We start from the raw sequence: 21079 nt of genomic DNA on the forward strand, positions 1-21079 counted from the left end.
CTGCCGGGTGGCCTTTTCTTTGGATACTTTCTTTTGGCCAAGCAAAAGAAAGTATCTCGCCATCCGGTGCGAGAACCGGATTCAAACCGCTTTCGCGTAGCGAACTCAACCAAGTGCATCTTGGTTTGGGTACCCGCATACACCTTCGGATTCACAGAACAATTTTTGACGCTGGCCTAACCATGAAAGTCGAAGAAGAAGGCAAGGTCTACGACGACATCAACATCACGCCCATGCTCGACGTGGCCTATGTGTTGTTGCTCATCTTCATCATCATGACCACCGCCACCGTACAGGGCATCAGCGTCAACCTGCCCAAGGCCAGTTCCACGCCGTCGCTGTCGAAACCGAAGACCAAGGCCATCTCCATCACCCAGGACGGCACCGTCTACCTCGACACCTATCCGGTCTCGATCCAGGAGCTGGAGACGCGGCTGAGCCAATACAAGGCGGCCACCCCGGATCTCCCGGTGGTGCTCAAGGCCGACGCCGCCATCCAATACGAAAAGGTCATCGAAGTGCTCGACGTCGTCACCCGGTTGCAGATCAGCCAGCTCGGACTGGTCACGCAAAAGCTGGTGAAGTGATGACGCCCAAGCACCGTCTGCTGCGCCACCTGCCGGTGGCCATCGGCGTCGTATTGATTTTGCTCGTCGCCTTGGCGGTCTGGTATTTCCGCGACCTGTTCGAAAAGCCCGCGCAGACCAAGAAGACGGTGCAGCAGATCACCGTCATCCAGCCGCCGCCCCCTCCACCCCCGCCGCCGGAGCAACCGCCCCCGCCGCCCGAGGTCAAGGAAGAAAAGATCGAAGAGCCGGAACCGGAGCCCGAGCCGGAGCCCGAGCAGCCGGCCGAAGCGCCGCCGGCCGAGGACCTGGGTGTGGATGCCGAAGGCACAGCGGGCGCCGACGGCTTCGGCCTGGTCGGCAAGAAAGGCGGTCGCGGCCTGATCGGCGGAGGCGGCGGCAACGCCATCATCTGGTATGGCCAGCAGGTGCAGCGCCAGTTGGAGATCGAGTTGCAGAACCTGCTGGCCGACACGCCGGCGCGCAGGGCCGGTTATTCGGTGGTGGTGGCGGTGTGGGTAGGTACGGACGGACGGGTCAGCCGGGCCGAATTGTCGTCCGGCAGCGGCAGGGTCGAGGTGGATAAGTCCATCAAGGATGCCTTGCCCGGCTTGAGTTTCGGATTGGGCAGGACGCCGCCCGAGAACATGCCGCAGCCGATACGCATACGCGTGAGCTCGCGAATCTGAGTTTAAAAGCCAGCGACGATACTCATGAAATCCCTGATCAAGCCCTTGACGACCGTGTTCGCCGCTACCCTCGCCACAACGGCGGCAGCGTCGCAAGGCGAGGAAATCCTCAAGGTGAAAAAATCCACCTTCGTCAATCTGGTCGATTTGCTGGTGCAGCGCGGCGTGATCGACAAACAGGAGGGCGACGGGCTGGTCTCGGCCGCCACGGAAGAGGCCGCCGCGGAGGAAAAACGGCGAGAGGCATCAATCTCGAAATCGCCGTACGACCATGGCGCGCAGCCTGCACAAGCGGCGGAAGCTCCATCGCCCCAGACGGGGAAGGGCGGCAGGACTCAGCACGTCAGCTACGTGCCGGAATTCATCAAGAAGGAAATCCGCGACCAGGTGCGCGCCGAATTGAAGACCGAGGTGGTGAAGGATGTGAAGGCCGAGGCCAAGGCGGAAAAATGGGGCATCCCGGCCGCTTTGCCCTCATGGGTCGGCAATATCTACCCCTATTTCGACATGCGTATCCGGCTGGCCGACGAGTTCTTCGGGTCCGGCAATTTCGGCGGTTTCAATAACCCGTTGGCCTACGACTGGCTGCAAATCAATGAGCACGGAGGTATCAGCGCCGCCTACACCAAGAACCAGGCTTTCCTCAACAACCAGAAAGACCGGTTGCGACTGCGCGAACGCTTCCGCCTGGGCTTCGACGCGCAGATCACCGACTCGATCAAGGCCGGTTTCCGTTTCGCCACGAGCAATCTGTACAACCCGGTGTCCAACGACCAGACCCTGGGCAATACCGGCCGGACCTATCAGTTCGCCATAGACCGATCCTTCCTGGAATACGACTTCATCGACGGCAAGGGGCGGGATTGGTTCACCCTGTGGGGCGGGCGTTTCGCCAATCCTTTCGTATCCACCGACGTGGTGTTCGATCCGGATCTGAGCTTCGAGGGTGTAGCCGGGACATTCCGGCTGGGATTCAACCGCGAAGACCCGAAAGTCCACAGCTATCACGCCCCCGATTCCACGGCGCGTTTCGGGCTCAACCAGGGCCCGCAAACGCCGGATTCCGTGTTTGCGACCCTGGGCGTATTTCCCATCCAGGAGGTCAATCTATCCACCTCCGACAAGTGGATGTTCGGCGGCCAGATCGGCGCCGACTGGCTGGTGTTCGACGAATCGCGCCTGAAGCTTGCGACGTCCTATTACAGCTACAAGAACGTCCGTGCCCGGCAGAACGAGCTCAACAGCTTCGAATACGACTGGACCGCGCCGGAATTCATGCAGAAAGGCAATTCCATCGTGGCGATCGTGCCGGCCCAGAATACCGATCCCACGGCCCGTTGTTATTTCGGCAACGAGCCCGGCGGCTGTCTTTTCGGCCTGGCGTCGGGTTTCAAACTATTCAATGCCACGGCCCTGTTCGATTACGCCGGTTTTGCCCCGACGCACGTCCTGCTCACCGCCGACTACGCCAAGAATCTCGGCTACGACCAGGACTACATCGACCGCCAGTTCGTATCCGGCGTTCTCAACTACGAGAGCAACAAGCCGCGGACCCATGCCTATCAGGTCCGTCTGGACGTGGGCAGGGCCCAGATCAAGCACTTCAAGGACTGGAACGTCTCGTTCGCCTATCGCTACGTGGAGGCCGATGCGGTGCTGGATGCCTTTACCGATTCCATCTTCCACCAGGGCGGCACCAATGCGAAGGGCTGGGTCTTCGGCGCGCAATACGGCCTGGCCACCAACACCTGGCTCAACCTGCGCTGGCTCAGCACGGACGTGATCGACGGCCCGACTTACAGCATCGACACCGTCAACCTGGACCTGAATGCCCGTTTCTGAGGGGATGTCATGAAGTCTACTAACCCCGGCCGTATCTCGCGCAGCTTCTTGGCTTTGATAGGGCCCGTGCTGATGGCGGGACAGACGGTTTGCGCAGAGCCCAAGTCACAGGATGCGGCGGCCGTGCAGGCCTTGAAGAAGACCCAGGGCGTATTGCGCCAGATCGTCCAGGAAAAAGCCGCACTGGAAGCCGAGAATACCGCGTTGGCCAGCGACAAGGCGGGGCTCGAAAACCGGGTGAAGGGGCTGGAAGAAGCCTTGCGCAAGCTGCAAGCTTTGCCGGGCGAAGTCGAGCGTCTGACATCGACTCAGGGCCGGCTGGAGGCGCAGATTTCTCAAGGTCGGGAGCGGGAGCGATCTCTGACGGCGAAGTACCGGGATGTGGTCGGCAAGGCCAAGGCCATGCGGTCCGACAATCAGTTGCTGATACAGGTGGTGAAGGAGCGCGAGCAATGGATGGAACTGTGCGGGGAACGCAACAGGACTTTACGCCACGTCGTCGGCGAGGTGGTCGACAAGTATCAGGAAAAAGGGCTCTGGGACGAACTGGCCGAACTCGAGCCCTTCACCGGCATAGGCAAGGTAAGCACCGAAAACGCCGTCGAGGAATACCGCTACAAGCTGGAAAGCCTCAAGATCACGCCGTTCCAGGATAGCCGGCCGGCCCGGGAAACAACCGCCCAGTCGCCACCCGCTGTAGAGGGCGAGGAGGATGAGGAGCAAGCGCCGTGACGGCCGCCAAGTGGCTGATCCCGCTCGGCCTGCTGGCTGCGTCTTGCGCCCATGGGGCCGGGCCGAACGGTACGGCGCCCGTGCAAGACGCCGACGGCGCGGCGGCAGCGGGTACGCAGCAGGCCCGGTTCGATATCCTGGACTTTCAGATAGACGGCAATACCGTGCTGGACGTCGAGACGGTGGAAAAGGCGGTTTATCCCCATCTTGGCCCGGGCAAGGGCATTGACGACGTCGAGCTGGCCCGGCAGACGCTTGAAGGCGCCTACCGGCAGGCGGGTTACCCGACGGTGGTGGTGTCCATACCGGAACAGGACGTGGAAGGGGGCAGGGTGAGGCTGGAAATTACCGAAGGCAGCGTGGAATACCTGCACATCACGGGGTCGCGCTATTACGCCTTGGGCAAGATACGCGAGGGCGTGCCGGCGCTTGCCGCGGGCCAGGTTCCGCATATGCCGACGGTGCAGAAGCAGATCAACGCCCTGGCCCAGGAGTCGGTGGACCGCCAGCTGACTCCTATCTTCCGGGCAGGATCGACGCCCGGCAAGATGGAGGTAGAGCTGAAAATCGCCGACCAGCTTCCCCTGCACGGCAGTGTGGAAGTCAACGGCCGCAACACCGAAAACACCACGCGCACCCGGGTCATCGGCTCGATCCGCTATGACAATCTTTGGCAGAAGTTCCACAGTGCCTCCCTGCAATACCAGGTTTCTGCGGAAAGTCCCGACGAGGTGGACGTGTGGTCTGGAACCTATGTCATGCCCACCGGCTGGGCCGACACTCGGTTGGCGTTCTATGGCATAGGCATCAGTTCCAGTACCCAGTTGGGTGCCAGCGTCGGCGGCACCGCGGTGGTGGGTGCAGGCTCAATTTACGGCCTGCGTCTGCTCAAGCCACTACCCGAGCGCGAGAGCTATCTGCACAGCCTGAGCCTGGGGTTCGACTACAAGAGCTTCGATCAGGCAGTCTCGGTGGCGGGCCAGGATCTCACGTCTACGCCCATTGCCTACGCGCCGTTCACGATCGGTTATGATGGTACCTGGCGCATGGAGGAGTTCGTCAGCAGCCTCAGCTTGGCGGCCCATTTTTCCGTGCGCGGATTGGGCAACGATGCGCAGGAGTTCGAAGACCGGCGCTACAAGGCACGGCCCAATTATTTCTATTTCTCCGCCGATCTGAAGCACCAGCAGAAACTACCCGTGGATTTCCGCTTGTTGGTCCGCGCTTCGGCGCAGGCCGCCGAATCGCCGCTCATCAGCAACGAACAATTCGCCCTGGGTGGATCCCAGAGCGTGCGCGGCTACCATCAAACCCAGCAATTGGGCGACGATGGCCTCAACCTCTCGCTGGAACTGCAGAGTCCCAAACACACGCCGGACGCCTGGGAGGCGGTGCAGAATCTGCGGCTGCTGGTATTCGTCGACTGGGGCTATTTGTGGGTACTCGATCCATTGCCCGGCAATCCCGGTGCCTACCGCCTGGCCTCGGCCGGCATGGGCTTGCGCATGCAGATCCTCAAGCATTTCGTCGGCGAGTTCGACTGGGGGTATCCGTTCTACCGTCAGGGAACGGTCGATCCGGGGCAGCAGCGCGTGGATTTCCGCATGGCCTACGAGTTCTGATGGTAAGCAAGAACGCTATGCTGAGGATTGACGGATGTAGGGCAGACGAAGACACTGTTAAGCATACGCCAAGCCAATCTCGATAAGCCATCGCAGCGCTGGCGCACACTTAATACTGGCCGACCGGAGATTCGCATGACACGTTGGTTCGAAGACAACTCCCTGTCCGTAGGGCGCACCCCCCTGGTCAGGCTCAATTGGGTGACCGATGGCGCCCCGGCGACCGTGCTTGCCAAGATCGAAGGCCGCAATCCCGCTTATTCGGTGAAATGCCGCATCGGTGCCGCCATGGTCTGGGATGCCGAAAAGCGCGGCCTGCTGGGGCCCGGCAAGGAAATCGTGGAGCCCACCAGCGGCAATACCGGCATCGCGCTCGCCTTCGTCGCCGCGGCCCGCAATATCCCGCTCACCTTGACCATGCCGGAAACCATGAGCGTTGAGCGGCGCAAGCTGCTGGTCGCCTACGGGGCCAAGCTGGTGCTGACGGAGGGCGCGCGCGGCATGGCTGGCGCGGTAGCCAAGGCCGAGGAGATCGTCGCGTCCAAGCCGGATCAGTACGTGCTGTTGCAGCAGTTCAGCAATCCGGCGAATCCGGCCATCCACGAACAAACCACCGGTCCCGAGATCTGGGACGATACCGATGGCGCGATCGACATCCTGGTATCCGGCGTGGGCACCGGCGGCACCATCACCGGCGTGTCGCGGTATATCAAACACACGCAGGGCAAACCCATCGTCTCGGTAGCCGTTGAGCCGGAAGCCAGCCCGGTACTCACGCAGACCCGCAAGGGCGAGCCGTTGAAGCCCGGACCGCACAAGATCCAGGGCATAGGCGCCGGCTTCGTGCCGGGCGTCCTCGATTTGTCCCTGGTCGACGAGATCGAACAGGTGAGCAACGAAGAGGCGGTGCAATACGCCCGCCGCCTCGCGAGGGAGGAGGGCATACTGGCCGGCATTTCCTGCGGCGCGGCCGTGGCCGTGGCCTCGCGCCTCGCCAAGCGTCCGGAAAACAAGGGTAAGACTATCGTTGTCGTGCTGCCCGACTCGGGCGAGCGCTATTTGAGCACCGTATTGTTCGAAGGCATCTTCGACAGCAATGGACAGGCTTTATGACCTCACAAGGACTCAGTCCCAGCGACATCGCTTCCGTCGTCGACGCCTTGCGCGAATTGCGCGTCCGCTCGCTGCAAAGCCGCCGACGGATCAATAACCCGCCCCGGCTGCCGTCCCGCAAGGCGCTGGGCGCCGTCGTCGAGGAGCTCGCCGCCGCCTTGTTTCCCCATCGTCTGGGGGCGGACGAACTGGATGACGAAGGTATAGACTTTTTCGTCGGCTATACCTTGGACAAATGCTTCCGCGTGCTGGAGCAGCAGGTGCGGAGGGAGTTGCAATTTTCCGCGGAGCAGGCGGGAAGCCCGGTGGACGGCATCGATGAAAGGGCGGAAAATATCGTACGCGCTTTCGTCTCGCGGCTGCCCGACATACGCGTGCTGCTCGACAGCGATATCGTCGCGGCCTACGAGGGCGACCCGGCAGCCTTGAGCGTGGACGAGGTACTGGTCTGTTATCCCGGCATCAGCGCCACCCTGTATCATCGCATCGCGCATCAACTGCACCGCTTGGGAGCGCCATTGACGGCTCGCGTCATCGCCGAGATTGCCCATTCCAACACGGGCATAGACATCCACCCGGGGGCACAGATCGGGCCGAGTTTTTTCATCGACCACGGGACGGGCGTGGTGATCGGCGAGACCGCCGTCATCGGTCAGCGCGTCCGGCTATACCAGGCCGTCACGCTGGGCGCCAAGCGCTTCCCGGCCGACGAGAACGGCGTCCTGATCAAGGGCAACGCCCGCCATCCCATCGTAGAGGACGATGTGGTTATCTACGCCGGTGCTACCATACTAGGTCGCATCACCATAGGCGCGGGATCCACCATAGGCGGCAATGTCTGGCTGACGCGCAGCGTGCCGGCCAACAGTCATGTTTCCCAGGCCCAGACGCGCAGCGAAATCTTCGACGGCGGGGCGGGAATCTGATCGCCTGTTTCCGGGCTAAACTGCCAAGGGGGCATAACTAGAAGACCCGTAGCGTCTTTGTTCCTTAATTACTCTTTGTGAGGAGAATTTCATGGCTGATATACAAGACACCCAATTGGCTCTAGGCGACGCGGCGGCCCGCCAGCTCGCCAATGCCACCAAGACCGTCCCCCAGTTGGCGACCATCTCACCTCGCTGGCTGGTGCACCTGCTGCCCTGGGTCGGCGTCGAAGCCGGCATCTACCGGTTGAACAAGGTCAAGGACGCTACCCGAGTGCTGACAGCGTGTTCCCAGAGGGACGAACGCGACCTGCCGGAAACCTTCGTCGATTACGAAGAAAATCCGCGCGAGTACTTCCTCAGTGCCGTGACCACCGTGGTGGACATCCACACCCGCGTGTCCGACCTCTACAGCAGTCCTCACGACCAGATCAAGGAGCAGTTGCGCCTCACCGTCGAGACCATCAAGGAACGGCAGGAAAATGAGTTGCTCAACAACAAGGAATACGGTTTGTTGAACAACGTGGCGCCGGGGCAACGCATCCAGTCGCTGGACGGCCCGCCGACCCCGGACGACCTGGACGAACTGATCACCAAGGTATGGAAAGAGCCGGCCTTCTTCCTGGCGCATCCCAAGGCCATCGCGGCCTTCGGCCGGGAGTGCACCCGCCGCGGCGTACCGCCACCGACGGCTACCCTGTTCGGTTCGCCGTTCCTCACCTGGCGCGGCATCCCCTTGATCCCGACCGACAAGATCGGCATCGAGAACGGCAAGACCAAGATCTTGCTGCTGCGTACCGGCGAAAGCCGCCAGGGCGTGGTGGGCTTGTTCCAGCCCGGTTTGCCCGGCGAGCAGGGCCTGGGGCTGTCAGTGAAGTTCATGGGTATCAGCCGCAAGGCCATCGCCTCCTACCTGGTATCGCTGTATTGCTCGCTCGCCGTGCTGACGGAAGATGCCTTGGCCGTGCTCGAAAACGTGGACGTAGGCAAGTACCATGACTACAAGCCCCAGTACAAGTAATCTGGCCACGGAGCTGCCGCAGCCCGAGCGGGGTGCAGGGTTTGATGCCGGCCAGGCGGAGGTTCCCGCCGGCCTGCCTGACCCGGCAACCTTGGCGGGGTTGGCGAACGCGTTTTTCTCCGCCTTGCCGCGCGAGTCGGGTAGCTTGGGTTTATCCACCTTGCCCACGCCCGCACCGGCGGTCAACCAGTCGGCGGTGCCGAACTATCCGGACGAGTCGGCCTTGCACGGCATTCCCGCCTTGCTGGCCGGCGCGACCGGTCAGCGGCCGGAAACTTTCCTGACGCCGCCGGCTCCGGTCGATGAGGCGACGCCTTACTACTTTCTTGCGGCGGGACAGCCGAGCACGCCGGGCGTATTGCCGTCCTGGCGGCCCGATCCGCAAGGCATCGATCCGACCTTGAGCTCGGCGCCGGCCAATGCCGTGTCGACCGCCGGTCCCAGGGCCTTGCCGGGGCGCTCCAGCGTACCGGGGGAACATCTGGGTTCGACTCCGCCCTACACGCAACCGGTGGAAGTCGGTTCCTTGCCGGTCGCGGGGCATGTGCCGCCGGCCTCGGCCTTCGGCACCAATGCCGAGCCGCGGCCGGTGAGCCCCACCGCCAGCGCCACTCCGAAGTCGTCCGCCGATCAGGGGTCGTCGCTGTATTTTCTCGATCTCGCACAGGTGCGCCCGGCCGATTTGAGACTGTCTCCGGCCGACCTGGGATTGGTTTATCCGGATTTGGGCGCGGTTTCGGCGCCCGGCCAACCGCCCAGCGTTCCGGCTTCGCAGCCCGCTCCGGCGGCTCCGCAGGCAGTGCCCCGTGATGCGGGATACGCGGGATCGCCGCAGACGTCGGCGGGCGAGGGGGCGAGCGTCGCCTACTATTTTCTGGGCGAGTCGCGATCAGTGGCCGGGTCGCCCAGGGAGACGCACATCGAATCCAGCGAGCGCCGTCCGGCCGACGTCGATGCCGGGAACGGCTCCTTGCATCCGGGCTTCGACATCAACTTGGTGCGCCGAGATTTCCCGATACTCCAGGAGAAGGTTCACGGCAAGCCATTGATCTGGCTGGATAATGCCGCCACGACGCAAAAGCCGCAGGCGGTGATCGACAGGCTCACGTATTTCTACAGCCACGAAAACTCCAACATCCACCGGGCCGCTCACGAACTGGCCGCGCGTGCCACCGATGCCTACGAGGCGGCGCGCGACAAGGCCGCACGTTTCCTGCACGCCTCGTCCAGCGATGAGATCGTGTTCGTGCGCGGAACCACCGAGGCCATCAACTTGATAGCCAAATCCTGGGGGGGCCGCAACATCGCGGAGGGCGACGAAATCATCGTCTCCTGGCTGGAGCATCACGCCAACATTGTGCCCTGGCAACAGCTCTGTGCGGAAAAAGGCGCGAAGCTGCGCGTCGCGCCGGTGGACGATCGCGGCCAGATACTGCTTGAGGAATACGAAAAGCTGTTCAACGCCAGGACCAAGCTGGTTTCGTTCACCCAGGTGTCGAACGCCTTGGGCACCATCACCCCGGCCAAGGAAATGGTGGAGATAGCCCACCGTTACGGTGCCCGCGTGCTGGTGGACGGTGCACAGGCCGTGTCGCACATGCCCGTGGACGTGCAAGTGCTGGATTGCGACTGGTATGTGTTTTCCGGTCACAAGGTCTTCGGACCCACCGGCATAGGCGTGGTCTACGGCAAGCTGGACTTGTTGAACGCCACGCCACCCTGGCAGGGCGGCGGCAACATGATCCAGGACGTGACCTTCGAACGCACGATCTACCAGGCGGCGCCGGCCCGTTTCGAAGCCGGGACCGGTAACATCGCCGACGCGGTGGGGCTGGGTGCGGCTCTGGACTATGTGGAGCGGCTGGGCATGGAGAATATCGCCCGTTACGAGCACGGCCTGTTGCTTTACGCCACGGCCGCGCTGTCGGCCATACCGGGTTTGCGGCTCATCGGCACGGCCGCCGAGAAGGCGGGCGTATTGTCTTTCGTGCTCGACGGCTTCCGCACCGAAGAGGTTGGAGAGGCCCTGAACAGGGAAGGCATCGCGGTGCGTTCGGGCCATCATTGTGCCCAGCCCATATTGCGGCGTTTCGGTTTGGAAAGTACCGTCCGTCCCTCGCTGGCGTTTTACAACACCTGCGAGGAGATCGACGCGTTGGCTCGGGCCGTCTCGCGCATCCAGGGTGGATCCTACAATCTACGGCGCTGAAGGACGTGATGAATAAGGCCGGCGAGCCATCGGGCCGCCGGCCTTTTTTATGCGCGCAAGACCGTCAGCGAATTTCGCGGCTCACTCGTCCGCAGCGGAAATTAAGCTGAGGCCCGGGCTTTTTGCGCCGAAAGTCTTTCCGTTGCCATGGGTGGGCGAGAGCATGCCGTATACCGCCAGCCGGTGGCGCAATACGTTGCGGCTGATGTCCAGCAGCCGCGCCGTCTGAACCTGATTGTGTTCGCAGAAATCGTATGCCGTGCGGATGAGCGTTTCTTCGACCAGCTCGAAGAGTTTGGACGGCGAGCGTTCGCACAACTGACGCAGTGCGGTTTCCAGCAGGGAAGTCGTCGGGGCCACCGGTGCGGCCGTTTGAACCCTGACGCCGGACAGTTTGAAATCTTCCGGCCGTAAGCGGGTGCCGGGGCATATCAGGAGCGCACGATGGATCGCGTTTTCCAGTTCCCGGATGTTGCCCGGCCAGTCATATTGCAGCAGCAGACGTTCCGCCTCGGGGCTGAGGCTGGCCTCCGCATAACCCAGGCGATCGCCGTAGATTTTCAGAAAATGGTGGGCCAGGGGCAGGATGTCGCCGGGACGTTCGCGCAAGGGTGTCAAACGCACGGTCGCCACGTTGAAGCGATAGTACAAGTCGGCTCTGAAGTGGCCGGCGGCAACGGCTTCTTCCAGATTCACGTTGGTGGCCGCGATCACCCTGACGTCCACCGGTGTGGGTTTCCTCGCGCCGACCTTGACGACTTCGCGCTCCTGCAGCACGCGGAGCAGTTTAGCTTGCAGGCCCAGCGGAAGATCGCCGATTTCGTCCAGGAACAGGCTGCCCTTGTGAGCCGTCTCGAACCAGCCGTCCTTGGTGGTCAAGGCGCCGGTGAACGAACCTCGTTCATGGCCGAAAAGCTCGCTTTCGATGAGATTCTCGCTCAGGGCGGCGCAGTTCAGGGCGCCGAAAGTCGCATGTCCGCGTTTACTCAGAGCATGAATGTGGCGGGCGATGAGCTCCTTGCCGGTACCCGTTTCGCCGATGATCAATACGGTGGCATCGCTGGGCGCGATGCGTTCGATCTGTTCCAGCAATTGCTTGGATTCCGGGTCCTCGAAAACCAGCGCGCTGGCCCTGACGGACAAAGATAACGAGCGCGGCTCCTCGAACGTCAACAAGGTCCCGCGCTGGTAGAGCGGAGGATGCTCGATTTGTGGATCTGCTGTGGATGTTTCCATGTCGGTTAAGCACCTGTTTTCAAGCCTAATGGCCAAGTTCCGAATCGGGCCGTGCTACTCGCAACCGGAAGCTCGAAAAAACCTGCTGCTCTTCGGTGCGCGATCGGGAACTCACATGCCTAATACTTTACCTAATAATCAAAAAATTAATAAGAATAAAAAAAGAAATTTAAATATCGTATCGGTATAGAAGAAGATCGAGCTTTCTAGATTTGGCGATACGGGTGGCAACCTCCGTTTGTTCCATCCGGTAAGCCAGGACCTGAACACTGCTCGGGTCATTTGCTGGGCGCCCCGGGAGGCTGGTACGGTTTAAGGCGGGGCCAGGCGACCGGGACGCTTTATGTCGAATTGCCTTTGTCCAGCCAGTGCCGGATCTGGGCGATGACCCATAGGGGGTCGTCCAGGGGCAAATCGTGGCCGGCTTCGGGGTGGGTGGCCAGCGGTGCCCCCAGGCGGGCAGAGATCGTTTGCGAACAAGCGGGGTCCACCATGCGGTCGCCCAGGCTGTTCAGCAGCAGGAATGGCGCGAGTGGTGCGGCCGGGCTGGGACGATACAGGGCGGCCGCCAGGAGTTGGCGGACTACGTTGCCGGCGCTGACCGGGTGCCGCTGGGCGATCAGCCTCCGTGTGGCGAGGCGTTCGGGCGTGGCGATGTGAGGCCGCGCGGTCAGATCGAGGATCAAACGCTCCCGTCGCCTGTCGTCTCGGCATGCCAGTATCCTGGCGAGTCGGGTCCAGCACTCCGGGGCCAGACGCCGATACCATGGGTTGAAACCGCGCAGACTGGTGTTGACCAGCACCAGGCCCGCCAATTCTTCGGGATAGGACTGCGCCCATTCCCACGCCAGCATGCCGCCCAGGGAAATCGCGAAGAGGAAGAATGGGCGCCGGAGGGGAGAAGCCGCCAGCGCCTCCCGGCGTACGAAGGTAAGCATTTCGCGGATGGAAACCGGGCTGTCCAAATGCCGGAATCTCCCGTTTCCGGGGAGGTCGATCAAATGAACGCGCGCAGCGGGGATACCTTGGGCGAAGGACTGGGGAAAATCGTCCCAGTGCGCCGATTCGCGCCCCAGGCCGCGCAAGAACAGCCAATCGTGTGGTTCAGTCATACCACAACGCCAATCCCTGGCTAAGCAAGCGCTCCCGCCGTTCGGCAGACAACTCCGCCCAGGCCGAGGGCGAACGTACTGCGCGCAGAAGGAACTCGAACAGGAAAATATGCCGGCGCAGGGTACGCCGTTCCCGGTGCGGCAAGCGGGGATTGAATATACCCAAAGGCGAAAACGCCTGCCGCCAGTTTTTCTTCACCCAGATCCAGGAGCCGAGTTCCAGAGTCAAGGGCGTGAATACACCCTCCGGTTGCGCCACCCGGTATTCGTCGTAGAGATAATCCCACAGATCCCCATGCGCCAGGTATTCGCACGACTGCGGCTCGATCCGATAAACGTGATGGGCATGGGTACGGTCCAGCAGTTTCTTGAGCGCCATGATTTCCGGTAGCGTGGCCAGCGGCGTGCGGCTGCGGGCATACGGAAACCACAGACGGTCCAGATTGCCGTAGCCTGAATGTACGTCCACGGCGAGAGCCACCCGGCTGGGAAAAATTTCCCGCCGCACCCAGTCGCAGACCGCTTGTGCCTCGGTTTCCATCGGCGCGCCGGTCGCTCCTCGGTACCAGGGCAGGCGAGGGCTGATGCGATGACCGCCGAACAAATGCCACGGCGACATATCCTCCGCATCGACCGGCGCGTTGCGCATCAGGTCCACGGAGTTGCCATTGGCCCGTCGCTGCAAATACATCCCGACCGGATTGACCAGCGGAATCAACAATACCCGGGTGCTTTCCAGCAGGGCCTGCGTGCCGCGATCCCAGTTTGCCAGTTGCGCCAGGGTCTGCAGATAGGCGGTGACCACGCGGGTGCCGATGCGCTCCAAGCCGTGCACGCCGCCGAACAGTGCGAGCGCGGGACAGCGGGGGTCGTTCGGTCCGAGATGAATGGCCACTAAGGGAAAATCGAAGCCGCCGTGTTCCAGGGTGGCAAGAGTTTCGACGCGGGCGTGACCGCCCAGGTGATCGGCCACGAACAGCAGCTCGCGCAGTTCCGGCAAGGCGCGCGCGCCGCTGCGGCCGCCTTGCGGCCCGTGCGATTTCGCGGGAATTTCCGGGCCGGCCGAATTCACGGAGCCACGGCCACCAGCCGGCGGACCGTGATGGCGACATTGCGGGCGCGGCGTTCCTGTTCCAACCCCAGGGTGAATTTCACCAGGATAGCGCCGTCTTTCAGCATCAAGTCGCGTATCTCCGCCCCGTAAGGCCCGACGAACGGGCTGAAATCCCCGCCGGGTTCGGTCAATGCGCGGATGCCGACCACCCCCCTGTCCGTCGTGGAGTTGACGATGCGCGCGGAAAAATACGGCGCGTAATCGTAGTTTCCCGTCACGGCCTCGCCATCTGAGATGGCGACGGTCGCGGCCTTGGGATAGCCGACCACCAACCGGCCCAGGCCGACGATCATATAGTCCATAGCCATAGTCTGCGTCGGATCTTCCGCCAATGTGGCGGCGAGTTGCCATACGCCGTGCAGATCGTATCGCTTGTTCGCCTCGGCCAGAGTCTGTTTGTCCATGAACAACGCGCATCCGTCCGGCGCCGCGAAAGCCGCCTGGCTGAATATCTCCAACACGCTCAGGCGGGATTGTGACGCGCGGGCCAGCAAGGCATCCAGTTCGGCGTGCGGCAGGGTACGCATCTTCCCGATGGAGAGACGGTCGATATCGTGCAAGGTAGTCAGGTAGGGACCGAGTGCCCGGCTCAGCGCTGCAGGATTAACTGGTTCCAGGCGTTCGCACAAGGATTTCAGTTCGGCTCCGGACCAAAGATCGGCGGCCCGCGCGCTAGGCACGAGCAAGCACAAGGCGGTGCAGAGCGACAAACGGGCAAGGCGCATCGGGATATCGGGCTATGGGCGAAGGCCGAGCCACGATAACCCGGAAATGTTACGGATCCGCGTCAGCGCGCGGCGGTCGCATTATCAGCCCCGGCTTCTCCCTGCTGCTCTCTCGATCACCAAGCTGCGTGCCAGGCAGCAGTCTAGGGTATCCGCTGTTGCTCACCCAACACTGGATGTTTGAATTTGGGCGCTAACGCCTTGATGGGAAAGGACCGCCGCTTTGGCCCGGCATGTGCATGCATCATGCGGTGGGCGTCCGTTGCGGATGCCGGCGGTTGGGGTGTCGCCAGGCATCCGGCTTTATTATGATTTCGATCACTGGAGGAATAATGTCTCGCTTGTTCAATATCCAAGGGATAGCGCGTATCGCATTCGCGCTAGGGCTTGCCTCGTGTTTCGCTCAGGCCTCGGCCGAGGAGCTGGACCCCAAGGCCATCAACATCAAACTGCCGGAACACATCAACTGGGTGGCCAATCCCAGCGGCTCGGAATCCGCCGTACTGGTCGGTGATCTGTCGAAACCGGGTCTCTACGTGGTCTTGAATAAATGGAAGGCCCACCATAACAGCAAGCCCCATTCCCATCCCAACGACCGCTTCATCACCGTGATCTCGGGCACCTGGTGGGTGGGCACGGGTAGCGACTACAAGCCTGACGAGCTCAAGCCGGTGCCGGCGGGCAGCTTCGTGACCCATTACGGCAACGAAGTCCATTACGATGGAGCCAAGGACGGTGACACCATCCTGCAGATCGTCGGCATAGGCCCTGCCACTTCCACCCCGGCCGCAAAGAAATAGCCCCCTGCAAGCCTCACGACGGATGTTGAAAGCAGTCGGCTTATCCAAGCGCTACGGCGGACGGGCGGTCATCGACGACTGGTCCTGCGCCTGGTCCGAGCCCGGCGTCCACCGGATCGCTGGTGCCAACGGGGCGGGCAAGTCGACCCTGCTGGCCATGCTCTCGGGCGCCTTGGCACCCGATGCGGGCGAGGTGAGCGTGGGCGGCGAAGCGCTGAAAACGTCGCGAAGCGGCGCGCTGAGGGGGCTGAGCTATTGCCCGGCCGATTGTCCGGTGTTTCCCTTCCTCAGCGGGAGGGAGTGGCTGGCCTTCGTCCGCTCGGTACGCGGAGGCTGGAACGGGGGGCTCATGGATGAGCTGATAGCGGCGTTCGGACTCCCGGCTTACCTGGACACGAAATTCGACCGCCTGTCGCTGGGCACGGCCAGGAAATTCATGCTGGTCGCCACCCTGGCAGCGGACGCCGAGGTTTACATCCTGGACGAACCCACCAATGCGCTCGACGACGCTTCGCTCGAGGCCTTGCAGGCCACGGTCCGTACGCTCGCGCGGACGCGGCTGATCGTCCTGTCCTGCCACGAGGCGTCGCAACACGCGGCCTTGGGCATTACGGCGGAAAAAACCGTGACGCTGTCTTGACGGGGAATAGCTTGAATTTCGGCCCCGAATCCATCTCCAGATCCGGTCTGTTCTTCCGTCTGCTGCGCTGGCGACTGCGTTATTACGCCGCGGCGACCCTGAAGCTCTTGCTCCGCCGCTGGCAGACCTGGTTATTCGCGTCCTTGATTTTTTCTCCGGCTTCCATGCCATTGGCCGTGCAAATTCAGGCTGCTGGCACGCCGGTGCGCAAGATCGTCGAAGGCGGCAGCGCCAGCTATTCGGTCGCCGCTTGGTTGACGATGTCGCTGGTGGCGGTCGCCTGGACCGCCGTGCAGGCGGACGCCTTGCGCGGTGGTGCGCCCTGGGGCTATTTGCGCACGCTGCCGGGGATCGCGGGCCTGGAAACCGCGCTCGACTTCGCGCTACTGCTGGTCGCCGACTTGATACTGATGCTGCCCTTCGTGGCCTATGGGATCGCGCTGGCGATTTCGGGCGGGGCCGTATCGCAAAACGCAGGGCTCGCCCTGGCCCTGGCCGTTCAGTGGCCGCTACTCCAACAGCTCGTGCTGCGCGGGTCTCCGGCCGCGGCGATCGTCGCCGCGACGTCGTTGTTCGCCGTGCTGGCCCTGTGTTCCGAGCTTGGGCATATCGTCGCGCCTGTTCTATTCGTCGCAGGTCCGCTCGCTGCATTGCGTCTGCGCGATCGCGGGACCTGGGGCACGCTGTTGAAGTCGGGCTCCGCTTGGCAAGGCAGCCGTATTGGCGAGCGGCTGCCGCCGGTATTGAATCTGGCAACGATAGCCATCCTGGCGCTGACGCAATGGAGCCAGTTGCCCACCCGCCTGGCGCTGGTGGCCTATGTCGGCGCGCTCACCTGGTTCGGGACGGCCTGGGAGGCCATCGGATTTCAGCCGCACGTGGCGGCGGGCCTGTTATTGGCCGGCCTGGTCCCGGTGATATTCCAGGTCGCCGGGCTGGAGCTGACTCTGCGTGCGGAGCGCTCTCCGATGTGTCCGCTGCTGGCCGCGTTGGGCATAGGGGAGGGCATACAATTGACCGCCGACCTGCTGGTGCTGATCGGTGGGTTCTGCCTGCTCGGGGTAGCTCCGATCGGCACGCTTTACCCGCTGGCGGGTGTGCGCGTTTTCCTGATAGTTCCCGTCGGCGGCGTGGCCGTGGGGCTGTTGAGTCTGTTCTACGCCAAAGCCGATGGAACGCGGTTCCTGCCCAAGCTGGCCGTCGCCGTCGCGTTCTGGCTGGCGGTCTGGTGGGCCGTATTCGACTATTAAGGTGGTCCGGGATCCCTGGCCAGAACTGTGGGAGCGGGCTTTAAGCCCGCGAAGATTGCGGCCTGAAGGCCCATCCCACCACGACCCGTTAATAGATCACTACTATCACTATCCCGAGCCGGGGGGCCTCAGCCCCCCCGGCTCGGGCCGTATCCGTTCACAACAACTCAAGAGGTCTACATGGGCGCTGCGATTATCATCCTGTCTTTGGTCGGCGCGGTCGCCTGCCACGAAATCGCGCGCTCGCGCGGTGCTCGCGACGTGGTCTTTTGGACCAGCATGGGGCTGTTTTTCGGGCCTTTCGCCATCCCTTTCGCATGGTTCTCCACGCGCAAGAGCTAGACGGACAGACATGGCTTCATCAAGGCTTTAAGGTCGGGTGGCCCCTGTCTTGAATGGCGTCGGCCAGGGTAATCGGCGTACCCGTTTCGAGGCGTGCCACCAGGGTGGTCAACGGCTGCTCGCTGAGCCTGAGCAGACCTAGCGGAAACAGTCCGAGCAGCAGGGACATCACGGCCAAGGTGCCGGCCAGCCAGAGTTCCCGCGGGAGCAGATCGGCTGCGTTTGCCACACCCGGCCGGACGACCGGGCCCAGGAAAGCCCGGCGGTAATAATCCAAGAAATAGGCCGCCCCCAGTATGACGGCCAGTAGGCCGGCCAGGCCCAGCCCGGTCTGTGACCTGAACGCGCCGATGAGGATCAGGTGTTCCGCGGCGAAACCGTTGGTGCCCGGCACCCCCAGGCTGGCGAGCCCCAGCACGAAAAACAAGGCGGCCAGCCTGGGCATGGGCCTGGCGATGCCGCCCAGGCTAGCCAGGTCGGTGGAACCGAGACGGCGCTGGAGGAAGCCCGCGATCAACATGAGCCCGCTGGAGACGATGCCGAAATTGACCAGTTGAAAGACCGCCCCTTGCAATCCCTGCAGATTCAGCGCGGCGACGCCTATCATGACGAAGCCGACATGGCTCACGCCCGAATAGGCGAGCAACCGTCTCAGATTGCTTTGCCGCAGCGCCAGCAAGGCGCCGTACAAGGCGCCCGCGACACCCAGGGCGATCAATAATCCGCGGCAGTGGTTGGCCGCTTGCGGAGCCAAGGGCACGGCGTAACGGAGGATGCCGAACAGGCCCAGTTTCAGCCCCATCAGCAGGGCGCTCACTCCCACCGGACCTTCCAACGCCACGTTGGGCAGCCAGACATGGAACGGGAAAAACGGAGCTTTGATGCCGAAGCCCAGCAACAGCAGGAGGAAGATCACCGTTTGCTGTTCCAGGGGGATCGGCGTTTGCAACAGGTTCAGATAATCGAACGAGAGCCCCAGCCGAGCGGGCGATCCGGCCTCGCTCGCGTTGTTCAGAGCCAGCAGGATGAAGGCGACCAGCAGGGGAACGCCGCCGGCCAGCATGAACAGCACATATTGGGTCGCCGCATGGCGGCGCCTGGGGCCCACGCCCCAGAGGGAAATGAGGAAGAACAGCGGCACCAGGGTCAGTTCCCAGAACATGAAAAACAGCCCCAGATCGAGCGAGCAATAAATCCCCTGGGTGATGCCTTCCAGCACCAGCAATAGCGCGAAATAAGCCCGTGACCGTTGCTGGGTGCCGGTCCACGACGCCGCTATCACGCCGACCGTCAGCAGGGCATTCAGCGGAAGAAAGGGCAGCGAAACGCCGTCCACGCCGAGGAAGTAATCGATATGCAGCGTCGGTATCCAGGTCTGGCGCTCGATCAGCTGCATGCCCGTCAGGTCGGCATCGAAAAGCCCACAGGCCAGGATGCTGAGCAGAAGCTCGACGGCGGCGGCGGCCAGGGCAGCCGTGCGGGCCAGCTTTTGATCCCGCAAGGCCAGCAGGCCGGCACCCGCCGCGATGGGCAGGAAGATCAGCAGACTGAGGACGGGAAGGTGTGATGTATGCAAGTGCGGGGTTCTCAGAAGGCGTGACGTGTTTGGGCGATGACGGCCTGTTCCATTAACGGCGATCGAGTTTGCCGGCCAGGTGGGTGAGCGAGCCGTCGACCAGTTCCAGCCACGGCTGGGTGTAGAAGCCGACGACCAGCAGCACGGCGCAGACCGTGCCGGCCAGGACGAATTCGGCCGCGTTCAGGCGTATCTTCGTCGGATGCAAGGCCCGGTCTCGTCGTCTGGCCAGAAAGGCGCGCTGGAAGGCCCAAAGCAGGAAGGCGGCCGAAGCGACGCTGCCGGAAGCCACGGCCACCGCCACGGCCCAGGGGTGAGTCGCGATCGCGCCTTCCAGCATCAAGTGGGCGGCGTCGAATCCGGGGGTGCCGGGCATGGCCATGGTGCTCAAGGCGGCCAGAAGAAAGGTCAGGCCGAGCAGGGGAAAGGCGTCGAACAACCCCCCCAGTCGCGGCAGCAGGGCGGTGCGGGTGGCCCGGAACAGGACGCCGGTGGCGAACAGCAATCCCGCGGCGGCCATGCCGAAATTGACGGTCAGGATCAGGCTGCCCTGCAGGCCTTCACGGTTCAGGCAAAACACCCCTACGGTCAGCATGCCGGCATGGCTGACCGCGGCGTAGGCGAGCAGTCGGCGCAGATTGATTTGCATCAGGGCCAGCAGGGCGCCGTAAAAAATCCCCAGGATGGCCAGGGTCACGACGAATTCCTTCCAGGCATCCGAGGCATGGGGTGCCAGCGGCAGCACAAAGCGGAACAGGGCGTAAATGCCCACCTTCAATCCCACCAGGAATACGCAAAGCGTCGCCAGGGGACCGTGCTGGGCTACCGCGGGCAGCCAGGCGTGGAACGGAAAGAGCGCCAGGCGCGGTGCCAGTCCGAGCAGGAGCAGCACGAAAATCAGCGCTTGCTGGTCCTTGTGCAGCGGGTGTGCGAGCAGATCGGTCAGCGCGAAAGACCAGTCTCCCGTCGATGCGGCCTGCCGCCAGCCCAACAGCAGCACCGCGACCAGCGTGAGCCCCAGTCCCAGGCCGGCATGCTGGAGATAGCGCAAGGCGGCCAGGCGCCGGGAGGAAGCGAGTCCCCAGCGCGTCAGGATGAAGCTTGCCGGTATCAGTTCCAACACCGACACGATCCAGAATTCCAGTACGTCGATGCTGAGGAATAAGCCCATCAGGGTGGCTTCGAATGCGAACACACTGGCGATGTAGAGTCCGGCCGGGCGTTCGTGCACGATCTCCCCGTACAGTATCACCAGCAGGGTGAGCAAGGCCGTGAGCAAGACGAACAGCAGGGATATGCCGTCGACGCCCAGGTGGTAGGAGAGGAAGGGCGTCAGCGGGATATGCTCGACGAATTGCAGATTGGCCGTGCCGTGGCGGAAATGGCCGGCGATCCAGCCGGCTAGGGCCAGCTCCAGTCCGCTGCCGGCCAGGCCGAGCAGATAGGCCTGGCGTGCGGAGCGGACCAGCCAGGCGAGGGCCATGCCCGTCAGGGGAATGGCGAGGAGCAAGGTCAGGACCGGGCCGCCGGCCTGCACGAACCAGGGAATCTCGTTCATCGCCCG

General features: G+C 62.9%; 19 protein-coding genes. 13 read left to right on the top strand and 6 right to left on the bottom strand.

The genetic code is table 11. The features are described 5' to 3' along the window. Positions 1 to 182: 182 nt before the first annotated feature. The 9 genes from JWZ97_RS05460 (at position 183) to JWZ97_RS05500 (ending at position 10720) form a co-directional block, all read left to right on the top strand. Complete coding sequence (locus JWZ97_RS05460; protein WP_205432384.1) at positions 183 to 587, top strand: biopolymer transporter ExbD; 405 nt, start codon at positions 183 to 185, stop codon at positions 585 to 587. Then, positions 587 to 1255, top strand: coding sequence for an energy transducer TonB (locus JWZ97_RS05465; RefSeq protein ID WP_205433798.1), 669 nt, complete (start codon positions 587 to 589; stop codon positions 1253 to 1255). Before JWZ97_RS05460 ends, JWZ97_RS05465 begins: the two co-directional genes overlap by 1 nt. 24 nt (positions 1256 to 1279) lie before the next feature. Further along, on the top strand, positions 1280 to 3097 hold the full coding sequence (locus JWZ97_RS05470; RefSeq protein ID WP_205433799.1) for a putative porin: 1818 nt from the start codon (positions 1280 to 1282) through the stop codon (positions 3095 to 3097). Between the two features lie 9 nt (positions 3098 to 3106). Continuing rightward, entirely contained in the window at positions 3107 to 3829 is a 723-nt protein-coding gene (locus JWZ97_RS05475) for a hypothetical protein (RefSeq protein WP_205433800.1), read from the top strand. Further along, positions 3826 to 5451 (top strand): ShlB/FhaC/HecB family hemolysin secretion/activation protein, encoded by a 1626-nt coding sequence (locus JWZ97_RS05480; protein WP_240342498.1) that lies wholly within the window; start codon positions 3826 to 3828, stop codon positions 5449 to 5451. The genes JWZ97_RS05475 and JWZ97_RS05480 overlap by 4 nt, the downstream gene beginning before the upstream one ends. 135 nt (positions 5452 to 5586) lie before the next feature. Continuing rightward, a complete protein-coding gene (cysK, locus tag JWZ97_RS05485) occupies positions 5587 to 6564 on the top strand; it encodes a cysteine synthase A (RefSeq protein WP_205433801.1) in 978 nt (325 codons plus the stop codon). Then, complete coding sequence (gene epsC / locus JWZ97_RS05490; protein ID WP_205433802.1) at positions 6561 to 7490, top strand: serine O-acetyltransferase EpsC; 930 nt, start codon at positions 6561 to 6563, stop codon at positions 7488 to 7490. The genes cysK and epsC overlap by 4 nt, the downstream gene beginning before the upstream one ends. Positions 7491 to 7581: 91 nt before the next feature. After that, on the top strand, positions 7582 to 8511 hold the full coding sequence (locus JWZ97_RS05495) for a family 2A encapsulin nanocompartment shell protein (protein WP_205433803.1): 930 nt from the start codon (positions 7582 to 7584) through the stop codon (positions 8509 to 8511). After that, on the top strand, positions 8486 to 10720 hold the full coding sequence (locus JWZ97_RS05500) for a family 2A encapsulin nanocompartment cargo protein cysteine desulfurase (protein ID WP_205433804.1): 2235 nt from the start codon (positions 8486 to 8488) through the stop codon (positions 10718 to 10720). Before JWZ97_RS05495 ends, JWZ97_RS05500 begins: the two co-directional genes overlap by 26 nt. Before the next feature lie 81 nt (positions 10721 to 10801). Here JWZ97_RS05500 and JWZ97_RS05505 read toward each other — a convergent pair whose 3' ends face one another. From JWZ97_RS05505 to JWZ97_RS19995, 4 genes are all read right to left on the bottom strand, one after another. Further along, positions 10802 to 11956 (bottom strand): sigma-54-dependent Fis family transcriptional regulator, encoded by a 1155-nt coding sequence (locus JWZ97_RS05505; protein ID WP_205433805.1) that lies wholly within the window; start codon positions 11954 to 11956, stop codon positions 10802 to 10804. 341 nt (positions 11957 to 12297) lie between these two features. Next, a complete protein-coding gene (locus JWZ97_RS05510; RefSeq protein ID WP_205433806.1) occupies positions 12298 to 13068 on the bottom strand; it encodes an alpha/beta fold hydrolase in 771 nt (256 codons plus the stop codon). After that, the gene (locus JWZ97_RS05515) at positions 13061 to 14140 is read right to left on the bottom strand and encodes a DUF2817 domain-containing protein (protein ID WP_240342499.1); all 1080 of its coding nucleotides are present in this window, start codon (positions 14138 to 14140) and stop codon (positions 13061 to 13063) included. Before JWZ97_RS05515 ends, JWZ97_RS05510 begins: the two co-directional genes overlap by 8 nt. Further along, complete coding sequence (locus JWZ97_RS19995; RefSeq protein WP_240342500.1) at positions 14137 to 14907, bottom strand: hypothetical protein; 771 nt, start codon at positions 14905 to 14907, stop codon at positions 14137 to 14139. Before JWZ97_RS19995 ends, JWZ97_RS05515 begins: the two co-directional genes overlap by 4 nt. A gap of 341 nt (positions 14908 to 15248) precedes the next feature. On the opposite strand from JWZ97_RS19995, the gene JWZ97_RS05520 reads away from it, so the two are divergent. The 4 genes from JWZ97_RS05520 to JWZ97_RS05535 all read left to right on the top strand — a co-directional run bounded on the left by JWZ97_RS05520 (position 15249) and on the right by JWZ97_RS05535 (position 17939). Next, complete coding sequence (locus JWZ97_RS05520; RefSeq protein WP_240342501.1) at positions 15249 to 15707, top strand: cupin domain-containing protein; 459 nt, start codon at positions 15249 to 15251, stop codon at positions 15705 to 15707. Between the two features lie 22 nt (positions 15708 to 15729). Continuing rightward, complete coding sequence (locus JWZ97_RS05525; protein ID WP_205433809.1) at positions 15730 to 16347, top strand: ABC transporter ATP-binding protein; 618 nt, start codon at positions 15730 to 15732, stop codon at positions 16345 to 16347. Between the two features lie 11 nt (positions 16348 to 16358). Further along, positions 16359 to 17597 (top strand): hypothetical protein, encoded by a 1239-nt coding sequence (locus JWZ97_RS05530; protein WP_205433810.1) that lies wholly within the window; start codon positions 16359 to 16361, stop codon positions 17595 to 17597. A 180-nt stretch (positions 17598 to 17777) separates the two neighbouring features. Next, positions 17778 to 17939 carry a hypothetical protein gene (locus tag JWZ97_RS05535; protein ID WP_205433811.1) on the top strand — a complete coding sequence of 54 codons (162 nt, stop codon included), beginning with the start codon at positions 17778 to 17780 and terminating at the stop codon, positions 17937 to 17939. 19 nt (positions 17940 to 17958) lie between these two features. Here JWZ97_RS05535 and JWZ97_RS05540 read toward each other — a convergent pair whose 3' ends face one another. Beyond that, a complete protein-coding gene (locus tag JWZ97_RS05540; protein WP_205433812.1) occupies positions 17959 to 19515 on the bottom strand; it encodes a NuoM family protein in 1557 nt (518 codons plus the stop codon). Positions 19516 to 19567: 52 nt separating this feature from the next. Further along, positions 19568 to 21073, bottom strand: coding sequence for a NuoM family protein (locus JWZ97_RS05545; RefSeq protein WP_205433813.1), 1506 nt, complete (start codon positions 21071 to 21073; stop codon positions 19568 to 19570). Between the last annotated feature and the right edge of the window lie 6 nt (positions 21074 to 21079).

Source organism: Methylococcus sp. EFPC2 (genome assembly GCF_016925495.1).
Classification (GTDB): Bacteria; Pseudomonadota; Gammaproteobacteria; order Methylococcales; family Methylococcaceae; genus EFPC2.